The sequence below is a fragment of the Sorangiineae bacterium MSr11367 genome (assembly GCA_037157805.1).
GTDB classification, from domain to species: Bacteria; Myxococcota_A; Polyangia; order Polyangiales; family Polyangiaceae; genus Pendulispora; species Pendulispora rubella.
Map to the genome: position 1 here is coordinate 1,645,944 of CP089983.1, position 14,610 is coordinate 1,660,553.

General features: G+C 69.9%; 1 protein-coding gene. It reads left to right on the plus strand.

What is annotated here, in order from left to right; genetic code table 11:
- Positions 1 to 10: 10 nt before the first annotated feature.
- A complete protein-coding gene (locus LVJ94_06550) occupies positions 11 to 14,581 on the plus strand; it encodes an amino acid adenylation domain-containing protein (GenBank protein ID WXB06894.1) in 14,571 nt (4,856 codons plus the stop codon).
- Positions 14,582 to 14,610: the final 29 nt, after the last annotated feature.

The window sequence follows — 14,610 nt, forward strand, 5'->3', positions numbered from 1 at the left end:
GGAGAAATCGATGACGACGACGACGGATACGAACGAAGCCCGGTTGCGGCGCGCCATGGCCGCGGTTCTCCAGCTCCAGCGGCGCAACGAAGAACTCGAGCACCAGCGCTCCGAGCCCATCGCCATCGTGGCCATGGCCTGCCGTCTTCCCGGAGGCATCGAGACGCCGGCGCAATACTGGGAGCTTCTCGCCCAGGGCCAAGATGCCATCGTCGGCTTTCCCCCGCGGTGGGACGGACTCGAGGTCTACGATCCGGATCCCGAGGCCATCGGCAAGTCGTACACCCGCGAGGGCGGCTTCTTGCGCGACATCGAGCGGTTCGACGCGGCGTTCTTCGGTATCTCGGCGCGCGAGGCGCAGTCGATGGATCCGCAGCAGCGCCTCGTGCTGGAGGCCTCGTGGGAGGCGCTGGAGCGCGCGGGCATCGCCCCCGAGTCGCTCCGCGAGAGCAACACCGGCGTGTACATCGGCGCGATGTCCTCGGACTATGGATTCGAGCATCGCAGTGACTTGGAGGCGCTCGACGGTTACCAGGGAACGGGCAACGCGAGCAGCATCATCTCCGGGCGCGTTGCCTACGTCTTGGGGCTGCATGGCCCGGCGGTGACCGTCGACACGGCGTGCTCGTCGTCGTTGGTGGCGCTCCACTTGGCGTGCGGTGCGCTTCGCCAGGGTGAGTGCGATCTCGCGCTCGCCGGCGGCGTGACGGTAATCAGCGGCCCGGGGCAGTTCGTCGAGTACAGCCGTTTGAAGGCGTCGTCGCCCGATGGGCGTTGCAAAAGCTTCTCCGCGAAGGCCAGCGGGGCGGGTTGGTCGGAGGGATGCGGCATTCTGGTGCTGAAGAAGCTGTCCGCGGCCCAGCGCGACGGGGACCAGGTGCTCGGTGTGATCCGCGCCTCCGCGGTGAATCAGGATGGACGGAGCCAGGGCCTTACCGCCCCCAACGGCCCCGCACAGCAGCGGGTCATTCGCGATGCGCTCACGGCGGGCCGTCTCGCCCCCGCGGACATCGATGCCGTGGAGGCCCACGGGACGGGCACCAAGCTGGGCGATCCGATCGAGGCGGGTGCTCTCGCGGAGGTGTTCGGCGAAGGACGCGATTCCGCGCGGCCGCTCTACCTGGGCTCCTCGAAGTCGAACCTCGGTCACACGCAAGCCGCCGCGGGCGTGGCGGGCATCATCAAGATGGTGCTCGCGCTCCAGCACGAGCGCCTCCCGAAGTCGCTCCACTCCGAGGACCCGAGCCCGCACGTCGCATGGGAGAGCAGCGGCCTCTCCTTGCTGCAAGAGGAGCGCGCATGGCCCCGCAACGGGCGCGTGCGCCGCGCCGGCGTCTCGTCCTTCGGCCTGAGCGGCACCAACGCGCACGTCATCTTGGAAGAGGCCCCCCCACCCCAACCCTCCCTCTGCGTTGAAAGTCGGCCGCGGCAAGCCGCGGACCTCCGTGGGGGAGGGAGCCCTGGCGTTCCGTTCGCACAAGGTGGAGGGAGCCCTGGCGTTTCGTTGCCACAAGGTGGAGAGAGCCCTGGAGTTCCGTTCCCGCAAGGTGGAGGGAGCCCTGGAGTTCCGTTCCCGGAAGGGGGAGAAGGCCTTGGAGATCTCACAAGGGCTCCCTCCCCCCCCGGGGGAGGGCCGGGGAGGGGGTGCTACCCCCTCGTGATCTCCGCGCGCGACGAAGGCTCCCTCGCCGCGCAGGCCCGTCGCTGGGCCGAATGGCTCCGCGATGCGCGCACCTCGCTGCGCGATCTCGCGTACACCGCGGCGGTTCATCGCTCGCACTTCGAGGTGCGCGCGGCGATCGCGGCCGGCGGTCGCGCCGAGGCCATCGAGGCGCTCACCGCGCTGGCCGAGGGGCAGCCCCACCGCGCCGTCACCACCGGCACCCGCGCGGCGGAGGGCAAGGTCGCGGTTCTCTTCACCGGCCAAGGCAGCCAGCGTGCGGAAATGGGCCTCCGTCTCCACGGCGCCTTCCCCGCCTTCACGCAAGCCTTCGACGAAGTCTGCGCCGCATTGGACGCGCACCTCGACCGCCCGCTGCGCTCCGTCCTCTTCGAACGCGACTCCGAGCTGCTCCACGAGACGCAGTACACGCAGCCGGCGCTGTTCGCCCTGGAGGTCGCCCTCTTTCGCCAATGGCAAGCGTGGGGCATCGCACCGAACGCCGTGGCCGGCCACTCCATCGGCGAGCTGACCGCCGCCTACGTCGCCGACGTCCTCTCACTCGCCGACGCCGCGAAACTCGTGTGCGCCCGCGGACGCCTGATGCAGGCCTGCGAGAAAGGCGGCGCCATGGCCTCCATCGCGGCGAACGAAGCGGAGGTCCTCTCCGCGATGAAGGGCGCTCCCGGCCGCGTCGCGATCGCCGGCCTGAACGGCCCCAAGCAAACCGTGATCAGCGGCGACGAAGCGGCCGTTCTGCGCGTGATGGAGCACTTCACGGCCGAAGGCCGCAAGACGAAGCGCCTGCGCGTTTCGCATGCGTTCCACAGCCCGCACATGGACGGCATGCTGGCAGCGTTCTCCGAGGTGGCCCAGACTTGCACCTTCGGTGCGCCGAAGATTCCGCTGGTGAGCAGCCTCACGGGCACGTGGATGGGAAGCGATCTCCCGGACGGGCAGGGCATTCGCTCGGCCGCGTACTGGGTCGAGCAGGTGCGCGCCGCCGTGCGGTTCGTCGATACCGTGCAAACGCTGCAAGCGCGTGGCACCACAGTGTACCTCGAATGCGGACCGTCGGGCGTCCTCACCGCCATGACCGCCGGCTGCATTCCCGACGACGGGCATCGCCTCTTGGTCTCCAGCCTGCGCGGCGAGGACGACGTGCGCGATCTCGGCGCAGCGCTGGGAGCCTTGCACGTGGGCGGCCGTGCCCTCGCATGGTCCAGCGTATTCGACGGCACCGGTGCGGGGTGCGTCGACGCACCGACGTACGCCTTCCAAGGACAGCGCTATTGGCACGAGCCCACGAAGGCTCGCAGCGATGTGCGCTCCGTCGGGCTCGAGTCGCGCGAGCACCCGTGGCTCGGCGCCGCCACGACCCTGGCCGAGGGCGAGGGGCACTTGCTCACCGGGCTCCTTTCGTCGCGCGATCATGGCTGGCTCGGCGACCACGCCATCTTCGGCACCGTGCTTCTCCCGGGTACGGGGCTCCTCGAGCTCGCGCAGGTTGCGGCCCAGGCCGTGGGGGCCCACGGTGTCGCCGAGCTCACCATTTCCGAGCCGCTCGTTATCGCGCAGGGCCGCGATGTTCGTCTGCAAGTCGCCGTCTCGGGTCCCGATGCGGATGGCCTGCGCGCGATCGCGATCTACAGCCAGGAGCCCGAGTCGGGCGGCACGTGGAATCGCCATGCCACCGGCCAGCTCCGCCCCGCGCGGGCCAACGCGACGCCCGCGCGTGATGAAGCCTTCGCCGAACTCGCGGCGTGGAACCTTGCCGGCACCGAGCGCGCGGAGCTCGATGGCTTCTACGCGCGCCTGCACGAGCAGGGGCTCCACTACGGCCCCACGTTTCAAGGCCTCACCGAGCTTCGTCGTCGCGACAACGTCGCCTACGGCCGCGTGGTGCTGCCCGAGGCGGCCAAGCCGCACGCCGCAGCGTACGCGATCCATCCCGCGCTGCTGGACGCCGCGCTGCACACCCTGGGTGGTGCGCTCGAGGCGGGGACGGAGCCCGGAACGGTGTGGTTGCCCTTCTCGTGGAACGAGGTGGAGCTGTTCGCGGCGGGGGCCACGGAGCTTCGCGTTCGCGCCGAAGTCGATGGGAATGGGCGCGCCAAGCTGTGGGTCGCCGATGGCGTGGGCCAGCCCGTGCTGCGCGTCGGAGCGTTGGTCCTGCAGCGTGCCCGGCTCGAGCAGCTGCAGTCCCTTTCACGCTCGCGCGCGGACCATCTGTACCACGTCGAGTTGCAGCCGATCGCGGCCGCCGAGGTTTCCCCGTCGCTCGAGGGCACCGTGGTGCTCGGCGGCGACGGATCGCTGGCGCGCGCGCTCGGCGTCCCGGCCGTCTCCGAGGTGGGGGAGTCCTTCTCGTTCCAGCGCGTGATCCTCGACACCCGGACGGCGATGCCGGGCGAGGGCCTCGCGCAGGCCGCGCAGCGTGCGGTGCTGGAGGCGCTCGCGTCCGCGCAGCGGCTTCTCTCCGAACCTCGCCTCGCGTCCGCGGAGCTTCTTTGGGTGACGCGTGGCTTGGAGCACGCGGCGGTACGCGGCTTCGTTCGGTCCGTGCGAAGCGAACACCCAGAGCGTGCGATCCGTCTCCTCGACATCGACGCGGAAAGCTCCGATGCGTTGCTCGCCCGCGCCGTTGCCACCCCCGGTGAAACGGATCTCGCGCTGCGCGATGGTCATATCCTGGCGGCCCGCCTCGTGCGCGTGCAGTCCGCCGTCGAGGCGCGTCCCGAGTTCGCGCCGGGCGGTGCCGTGTTGATCACGGGCGGTACGGGGGAGCTCGGACAGGCGCTCGCGCAGCACCTCGTTCGTGCTCACGGTGTGCGCCACCTCGTTCTCACGTCGCGCCGGGGCATGGATGCTCCGGGCGCCAAGGCGCTCGTGCACGGATTGACGTCCGCCGGTGCGGACACCGTGCGCATCGCAGCCTGCGACGTGGGGCAGCGCGATCAGGTTGCCGCATTGCTCGCGAACCCCGAGCACCCGTGGACCGCCGTCGTGCACTTGGCCGGCGTGGTCGACGACGCCGCGTTGCCGGGTCAAAATGCCGAACGCTTCGCCCGGGTCCTGTCCCCGAAAATCGACGGCGCCGTGCACCTGCACGAGCTCACCGCAGGGCTCGACCTTCGCGCGTTCGTGCTCTTCTCGTCGGCCGCCGCCACCTTCGGCGCGGCAGGCCAGAGCAACTACGCGGCCGCGAACGCCTTCCTCGATGCCCTTGCCGCGCACCGCCGTGCGAAGGGCCTCGCGGCCACCAGTTTGGCGTGGGGCCTCTGGGAGCCGTCCGGAGCCGGCATGACCTCGCACCTTGGCCAGGCCGATCTGCTGCGTTTGCGCCGGCAAGGCACCCAGCCGCTGTCGGTTGCCGAAGGCCTGCACCTGTTCGATGTGGCGCTCGGTCGGTCCGAGGCCGCGCTCGTGCCGGTGAAGCTCGACCTCGCGCAGCTGCGCCGCAGTCTCGATGAAGCGCACCTCGCCGTGCCCGCGCTTCTACGTGCGCTCATCCGCGCCTCTTCGTTCGGCGTCGCCAAGGCGCAGGCGAGTGCGCAACCCGCCTCGCAGCTCCGCGATCGCCTGGCCTCGCTGCCCGAGGCCGAGCGGCTTGCCGCGTTGACCGAGCTCGTTCAGCGTGAGGTCACCGCCGTTCTCGGCGCAGCCTCGCCCGTGGCCTCGAGCAAGCAGCTGCAGGAGCTGGGGCTCGATTCGCTCATGGCCGTGGACCTGCGCAACCGCCTCTCCAAGGCCACGCAGATCACCCTGCCGGCGAGCCTCGCGTTCGATCATCCGACCCCCGACGCCATCGCCGCGCACCTGCTCGCCGGTCTCGTCTCGGGCGCCGTGACGACCACCGCTGCGTGGCCCGCCGTGGAGCGCGCCGAAGCGCGGGATCGTCACCCGGCCAGCGAAGGCCAGCGCCGTCTCTGGTTCCTCGAGCAGCTCCAACCCGGCAGCGCGCAGTACCACATGGCCGTGCGCCTCCGCGTCGAAGCGGATCTGAACCCCGCGTTCCTCGAGCGGGCCGCCCAATGGCTCGTGGCGCGCCACGAGGCTCTGCGCACCCGCTTCGAGATGCGCGACGGCGATCTCTGGCAGCTCGTCGATGACCGCCCCGCGCGCCCGCTCACCGTGGACGATCTCACCGGTGCCTCGGACCTCGAGCGACCCGACGCGCTCCTGCGCGTGCTGCGCGACGAAGAGACGACGCCGTTCGACTTGAGCGACGGGCGCCTCTTCCGCTGCCGCCTCATCACCCTCGCGCCCGAGGAGCAGGTCCTTTGCGTGACGATGCACCACACCATCACCGATGGTTGGTCCGTCGCGCTGCTGCTCGAAGAGCTCTTCGACGCGTACCAAGCCATCGCCGCGGGCGGTGAGCCCTCGAAGGCCGCCGTCGAACACCACCTCGGCGACTACGCCCGATGGGAGCGCCGGTCCCTCGAAGACGGCCACTTCGACGGCGCCCTGCAGTACTTCAAAGGGGAGCTCGCCGGCATGCGCCGCCTCGAGTTTCCTCCCGCCCCAGAAGGCACGAACACGAGCGGCGGTGACGCCGTGTACTTCACCGTGCCCATGGCGCTGCGTTCTTCGCTCGAAGCCGTGGCGGCGCGCGCCTCGGTCACGCCGTTCACGTTGCTCTCGAGCGCGTTCGGCGTGCTGCTCGCGCGTTACACGGGCCAGGAGGACTTCGGCCTCGGCACCGTGCTCGCGAATCGGCAGATGGGCGGCGTCGATGGGACGGCGGGGTTCATCTCGAACACCTTGGTCCTGCGCTGCACCGTCGAGAACGACCCCACCTTCGAGGAGTTGCTCGCCACGATGAAGCCGCGCGTGCGCGGCCTGCTCGAGCACCAACACGTGCCGCTCACCGAGGCCGTTCGCGGCTTCGACGGTGAGCGCATCGGCGACGAGAATCCGCTGTTCCGCGCGGCCTTCATCTACGAGAGCCTGCCGCTGCCCACGCGCGCCGAGCAAACCTGGCACACGCTCCCGTACGACAGCATCGTCGGCAACGTTCGCGGTGTCTCCAAGTTCGAGCTCGGTCTCATTCTGACCCCGACCGCCGCGGGCCTGCGCGGTGAGCTCGAGTTCCTCCCCAGCGTCCTCGATCGCCCTTCGGCGGAGCGCATGGCCAAGAACCTCGAGGCGCTGCTCGCATCCATCGCCGAGGATCCCTCGCGCAAGGTCAGCGAGCTCGCGTTGCTCGGCGACGACGAGCGGGCCTGGCTCGACGCGCACACGGGCTCGCTCGACGAGGGCAGCCCCTTCGTCTCCACCTTGGACCTCGTGCTCGAGCAGGTGCGTCGCACCCCGGATGCCATCGCGCTTGCCTCCAAGGATCGGGAGCTCACCTACGCTCAGATGGCCGAGCGCGCGGGCGAGCTTGCTCAGCGCCTCCGCGGGGCCGGTGTCGGCGCCGAGGGGCTCGTGGGGCTCTATCTGCCGCGGTCCATCGATCTGTCGGTGGCGATGCTCGCGACCTGGATGGCCGGTGGCGCCTACGTGCCGCTCGACCCTGGGTTTCCCAAGGCGCGCATCGATCACATGATCGAGGACAGCGGCCTTCGGGTCGTCGTCTCCAGCGAGGCCCTGGCCGACAGCGTCGTCTACGACGGCGTGCGCGTGGTGCGGGTCGATCGCGAGGAGGCTTCGACGCCGGTCACCATCGCGGAGCCCCTCGCGGCCTCGCGGCTCGCCTATGTGCTCTACACGTCGGGCTCCACCGGCAAGCCGAAGGGCGTCATGCTCGAGCACGGCCAATTCGCCAACTTCTGCCGCGCCATGGACGCCCGCGTCGGGGCAAAGGGCGCTGGCAAAACCTGGCTGGCCGTGACGAGCATCTCGTTCGACATTTCGGGCCTCGAGCTGCTCTGGACCTTGACCCGTGGCTACCGCGTCGTCGTGGCCGAGGGGGGCGTGGCCGAGCTCTCCAGCTACGGCCGGTTCGCCCCGACGCACCTGCAGTGCACCCCCTCGATGGCGCGCCTGCTCTTGGCCGATGCGGCCGGCCGCACCTTGCTCCAGGGGCTCGAGCGCATGCTCGTCGGTGGCGAGGCGCTCGATCGCGGTCTCGCGAAGAAGCTGCTGCGCGCATGCACCCACGGCAGCGTGATCAACATGTACGGCCCGACCGAGACCTGCGTTTGGTCGTCGACCTGGGAGGTGCGCGACGAAGCCATCTCCTTGGGCGAGCCCGTGCTGAACACGACGTTCTACGTGCTCGATCGCCACGGGCAGCGCGTCCCCAAGGGCAGCCTCGGCGAGCTCTGGATCGGCGGACTCGGTGTGGCACGCGGCTACTTGGGTCGCGACGAGCTCACGCGCGAGCGCTTCGTGCCCGACCCGTTGCTGAAGCAGGGGATGCAGGGGAGGATGTACCGCACCGGCGACACCGTTCGCTACCGCGCCGACGGCAGCATGGAGTTCTGCGGGCGCGCCGATGCGCAGATCAAACTGCGCGGTCACCGTATCGAGCTCGGGGAAATCGAGTCCGTGGCCAGCGAGCATGCCTCGGTGCTCGAGTGCGCGGCGGTCGTGCGGCGCGATCGCGAGGACGATCCGCGCCTCTGCCTCTACTGGGTTCTCGCCCAGGGTCGCGATGCGGCCACCGCGGAGCGTGAGCTCACGGTGCACCTCGGCAAGCGCCTCCCGGTCTACATGGTGCCCTCGCAGTTCGTGCGTATGGACGAGCTGCCGCACACGCCGAACAAGAAGGTCGACCGCAACGCGCTCCTTCGCTTGGCCGCACCCGAGCTTGCGCGCCCGGTCGCCGTCGCGGCCTCCGCGGCGGGCGACACCACGGAGCGCTTGGTGCACGACGCGTGGGCCCAGGTCCTCGGCGTGGCGACCATCGACCGCGATCGCGGCTTCTTCGAGATTGGCGGCACCTCGATGACCGCCCTCTCCGCGCACCAGATCATCTGCAAGGCCCTGGGGCGCGAGTTCCCGCTCACCACGATGTTCCGCTACCCGACGGTGCGCAAGCTGACCGGCTTCCTCCAAGGCGAGACCGGCGCGCCGCTCGTCGAGGAGAACCGCGTCACCGGTACGCACGGCTCGGGCGCCATCGCCATCGTGGGCCTCTCCGGCCGCTTCCCGGGGGCGCCGAACCTCGACACCTTCTGGAACAATCTGCGAAACGGCGTCGAGTCCATCGTTCGCTTCACGGACGAAGAGTTGCGGCAAGCCGGGGTCACCGACGAGGAGCTGGCCGATCCGAACTACGTGCGCGCGAAGGGCTTCCTCGCCGATGCAGATCTCTTCGACGCGGACTTCTTCGGCTACTCGCGCATGGAGGCCGAGGTTCTCGACCCGCAGCAAAGGCTCTTTCTCGAGTGCTCCTGGGAGGCACTGGAGCACTCGGGCATCGTCCCGGAGCGTTTCGACGGCAAGATCGCGGTCTTCGGCGGCGGCGGCTACGGCGGCTACGAGCCCGAGGCCCCCGAGGACGTGGCCGCGTTCTACCGCACGATGACCTCGACCAAAGACGACTACATGGTCACGCGCGTTGCGCACAAGTTGAATTTGCGCGGCCCTGCGCTCACCGTTCAAACCGCGTGCTCCACGGGCTTGGTCGCCCTGCACCTGGCACGTGAGAGCCTGTTGCGCGGTGAATGCGATGCCGCGCTCGCCGGGGCGTCGTCGCTCTCGATTCCGCTCACGCGCGGATACGTCTACCAAGACGGCCTGGTCGTGTCGCCCGATGGCAAGTGCCGCGCGTTCGACGCCAAGGCCGCGGGCACCGTCTTCGGCAACGGCGTCGGCGTGGTGGTGCTGCGCCGGCTCGAAGACGCCGTGCGCGACGGAGAGCGCATTTACGCGGTAATTCGCGGTAGCGCGATCAACAACGACGGCTCGAACAAGGTTGGATTCACGGCCCCCAGCGTGGAAGGCCAATCGCGCGTGATTGCTTCCGCCCTGGCGACGGCCGGCGTCGGGCCCGAGGACATCGGGTTCGTCGAGACGCACGGCACGGCGACCACCTTGGGCGATCCCATCGAGGTGCAGGCCCTGCAGCAGGTGTTCGGCCGGGCCGAACGCGCGGAGCCATGCGCCCTGGGCTCGGTGAAGACGAACATCGGCCACGTCGATGCGACGGCGGGTGTGGCGGGGCTCATCAAGGCGGTGCTCTGCTTGCACCACCGCGAGCTCGTCCCGACATTGCATTACGAGCGGCCGAATCCCGAATTGGGGTTGGACCCGAATACCTTTTACGTCAATACGGCATTACGCCCGTGGGAAGCTTCCGAAAAGCCGCGCCGCGCCAGCGTGAGCTCCTTCGGCATGGGCGGCACCAACGCCCACGTGGTGCTGGAAGAGGCTCCGAAGCCTGCTTTGGCGGATGCCGCGGCGGGGAGTTTTCCCATCGTTCTCTCCGGTCGCAATGAGACGGCGCTGCGGGCGCAGGCGGGGCGGTGGGCCGAGTGGCTTCGCCAGCACCCGGGTGCGTCGATGCGCGACATCGCGTACACCGCGGCGGAGCATCGCGCGCACTTCGAGTGGCGCGCCTCCGTGGTGGCGAGCTCGGTGGACGAGGCGCTCGATGGGCTGACCGCGTTGGCCGAGGATCGCCCCGAGCGATCGCTCACGCGCGGCAAGGCCGAAAGCCTCGGCAAGGTCGTCTTCGTGTTCCCCGGCCAGGGAACGCACTGGCCGGCCATGGGCAAGACGCTGCTCGACGAGTCCCCGGCCTTCGCCGAGGCGCTCACCGCGTGCGACGAAGCCCTGCGTCCGTGGACGGGTTGGTCCGTGCTCTCCGTCGTGCGCGGCGAGGCCGTCGAGGGAGTGCCGCCCCTCGATCGGGTCGACGTTCAGCAGCCGGCCCTGTTTTCGATGTACGTCTCCCTCGCCGCCGCGTGGCGTGCGATGGGCATCGAGCCGGCGGCCGTCGTGGGCCACAGCCAGGGCGAGGTGGCCGCCGCCGTCGTCTCGGGCGCGCTCACCCTCGAGCAGGGGGCACGCCTCATTGCGGTGCGCAGTCAGGCGCTATGGTCCGACGCCGAGCGCGGTGAAATGGCCGTCGTGGAGCTGCCCGTCGCCGAGGTGGCGCCGCTTCTCGAGTCCTACGGCGATCTTCTCTCCATCGCTGCCGTGAACAACGCGGGGTCGACCGTCGTGTCCGGCGACGGCGAAGCACTGCAGGAGCTGCTCGGGGATCTCGACGACCGCGACGTCATCTGCGGCGATCTGAACTCCGACTACGCGTTTCACAGCGCGTACATGGACGTGCTGCTTCCCCGCCTGCGCGCGGAGCTCTCGGATCTCGCGCCCAAAGCGACCGACGTGCCGTTCTACTCGACGGTGACCGGCGGCGTTCTGCCGGGTGAGGCGCTGACCATCGAGTACTTCTGCCGCAACCTGCGCGAAACCGTGCGCCTCGATCGCGCCGTGGACCGGCTGGTGGCGGATGGCTTCCAGGTCTTCGTCGAGGTGAGCCCGCACCCCGTCCTCGCGCTGCCCATCACCAACGCGACCTTGGATGCGGGTGCCGTCATCGTGGACACCTTGGAGCGCGACCATGGCGGTCTGGTGCAGATGCTCCGCACCCTCGGTGTGCTTCACACCAAGGGTCATCCGGTCGACTGGACGCGCGTCTTCTCGGGCATCGGAGCGCGCGTGGCGGAGCTGCCGACGTATGCCTTCCAGCGGCAACGCTACTGGCGCGAGGGCAAGAAGTCGCAGCGCGCCGCCGGTTCCACCGAGCATCCGTGGATCGAGACCGTGACGACGACGGCGGACGGCGCGAGCCATCTGCTGATGGGTCGCCTGTCGCTTTCGGAGCATCCGTGGCTGCGCGAATACGCGACCGGCGACAGCCTGGTCCTCTCGGGCTCGGTGTTGGTCGAGCTCGCGCTGGCCGCCTGCCGCGAGGTTGCGGGCCTTCGGCCTTCCACCGCGGCGTACCTCGGCGGTGCTTCGACGAGTCGTGTGACGGAGCTGACCTCGGGCGAGCCGCTCGTGGTGGCCCGCTCCGCACGGCTGCAGATCGTCGTGGGCAGCGCCGATGCGCGCGGGCGCCGCGTGGTCAGCATCTACAGCCAGCGCGACGAAGCCGCGGATCCGCAGGCATGGACGCGGCACGCGACGGGCGTCCTTGCAGACGAGGGCGCCGAGTCCGACGACGGCGAGGCCGAGCTCGCGGTGCTTTGGCAGCGCGATCGCGCAGGCTTCCGCACCGCAGGTCTCACCGAGTCGAAGAAGGCGAGCGCCGCGTCGTACGAACTGCACCCGTCGCTGCTCGACGCCGCCGTGCGGGCGTTCGCCGGCGAGGGGCTCATGCCCACCGCATGGCGCGACGTCGAACTGTACGCGACCGGGGCGACCGAGCTTCACGTTCGGGCCGAGCACCTCACGGTGGCCGCCCCGGAGGAACCGCGGCTTCGCCTCTGGCTGTGCGATCCCAACGGCGGCCCCGTGGCGCGCGTGGGCGAGGTTCGCCTCGCGCACCGGCATGCCACGAAGGCGCCTGCGCGCGCCGTCGAGCACCTGTACGCGACGGAGCTCGTTCCCGTTCGACCCGCGCGCACCGTTGCGCCGGCACCGACGGTGGTCGCGATGGGCGACGTCGATGCGTGGCTCGCCGGTCTGACGGCGGCCCCGGAGCGGCTCCTCGTCGACGCGACCGCCGCCTCGGGCGATCCCATGGACGTGGCCGCTGACGGATTGGCGCTGATCCAGCGGCTCTTGGCGGCGCCGGCGCTCGCCACCACCCCGATCGCGTGGATGACCCGAACGGCCGCGCACGACGCGGTGGAAAATCTGGCCCAGGCTCCCCTCTGGGGCCTGCTCCGCACCGCACGCGCCGAGCACCCCGAGCGCAACCTGCGCTTGGTCGATCTCGACGACGGAGGCGCGGCGGACGCCGCCCGCGCGCTGCTCACCGCCGGCGAACCGGAGCTCGTCGTTCGCCGCGGTACGACCTACGTGCCGCGCCTGGTGCGCGCCGCGGAGACCGCGAAGACCGCGCCGGCCCTTCGCCGCGCCGGCACCGTGCTCGTGACCGGTGGCACCGGTGACCTCGGCGCCTCCATCGCGCGGCACCTCGTGCGCGCCCACGGCGTGCGCCATCTCGTGCTGACCTCGCGCCGCGGTCCCGAGGCCCAGGGCGCGCCGGCCCTTCTCGAGGAGCTGCGCGCGCTCGGCGCCGAGGCGGTTCACATCGTCGCGTGCGACATCGGCCGCCGCGACGACGTGAAGGCACTGCTCGAGGGCATCGACCCCGAGCACCCGTGCAGTGCGATCTTCCACCTCGCCGGCGTCCTCGACGACGGCCTTCTGGCCAACCAGACGCGCGCCCGCCTCGAGGCCGTCATGGCCCCGAAGGCCTTGGGCGCGCTGCACCTGCACGAGCTCACGCTCGGTCTCGAGCTCGACGCCTTCGTGCTCTTCTCCTCGGCCTCGGGCGTCATGGGCGCGGCGGGCCAGAGCAACTACGCCGCCGCGAACGTCTTCCTCGACGCCCTCGTGGCCCATCGCCGCGGGCTCGGCCTTCCGGCGCTCAGCCTGGCCTGGGGCCTCTGGGCGCAGCAAGGAACGAGCGGCATGTCCGCGCACTTGAACAAGGCCGATCTGGCCTTTCTCAAGCGCCAAGGCATTGCGGCCCTCTCGATGGACGAAGGCCTCGCGCTCCTCGACACCGCGCTTTCGCTCCCCTCGTTCGCGACCCTCGTCCCCGTCAAATTGGAGCGCGGCACCTTGCAGCGCGCCCTCGACCGCGGGGGCGAGCCGCCCGCACTGCTGCGATCGCTCTTGCGCGCGAAACCGCGCCGGGCCGGCCGCGCATCTTCCACGCCGTCCGCCCTGCGCGAACGCCTCCGCGCCATGCCCGAGGGCGAACGCCTCGCCTGGCTCACGCAGATCCTCCGCCACGAGGTGGCCGTCGTGCTGGCCCTCACGCCGGAGGCCGTGCCGCCGGAGCAACCGCTGCAGCAGCTCGGCATGGACTCGCTTCTCGCCGTGACCATCCGCGGCCAGCTTTCGCGGCTGACCGATCTGCCGATGACCACGGAAATCATCTTCCGCCATGCCAGCTGCGCGGGCATCGCGCGGCACCTTCTCGAGCGCCTCGTGCCCGAGACGGCGGTCGTTCGCGACGCCGGTGCGGAAAATCCCTGGCTGCGCGTTCTCAAGCCCGCCTCGCAGCCCCGTGCCCGCATCTTCTGCTTCTCCGGCATGGGCGGCGCCACCTCGGGCCACCTCCCGCTGATTCGCCATATCCCCGCGGATCTCGAAGTCCTCGCCACGCAGATGCCCGGCCGCGAGGGGCGCAAGAGCGAGGCGCCCATGCACGACATGGACCGGTTGGCCGACGCCATCGCATCGGCCATCGCCGAACACTTCGATGCGCCCATTCTGCTCTACGGGTATTCGCAGGGAACGTGGCTCGCCCTGGAGGTGGCTCGCCGGCTCGAAGTCCTCCCCGGACGCCCGCCGCTCGCCTTCGTGGTGGCCACCGCCGTCCCGCCCACCACGGAAATGTCTGCTGGCGTGCGTGAGCTCGCCGAGGTCACCGAATCCTGGAACGAGAACGCGGACGGGAATATCTCCCTTCGTGAAATCGCCCGCCGATTCCAAGGAGCGCTTCCCGACGATCTCCTTAGTAACGACGAGCTATTTGCCGAATATTTCATTGCGCTTCGTGCAGACATGAAACTCGCGCTCAATCACAAACGCGAGCTCACCGGACGCAAACACGTCCCCCTGAACATTCCCATCGTGGCCATATCCGCCACCGACGATCCGCTCATCGAAAAAGGCGCCATGGACGTCTGGGCATCCCTCACCACGGCGGATTTCCAGCACCGCACCGTCGAAGGCAGCCACGCCGCCCCCATCGAGAACCCTGCCGCCATGGCGCAAGAACTCCTTCGCGCCGTCATCCCTTCTGACGACGTGCATCTTCTCTGCGCCGAATAAAAGCTAAATAAAAGAGAAGCGGAAAATAA

Excerpts from the sequence above, each read along its gene's own strand:
- LVJ94_06550 (WXB06894.1), top strand. The coding sequence starts at position 11 with ATGACGACGACGACGGATACGAACGAAGCCCGGTTGCGGCGCGCCATG.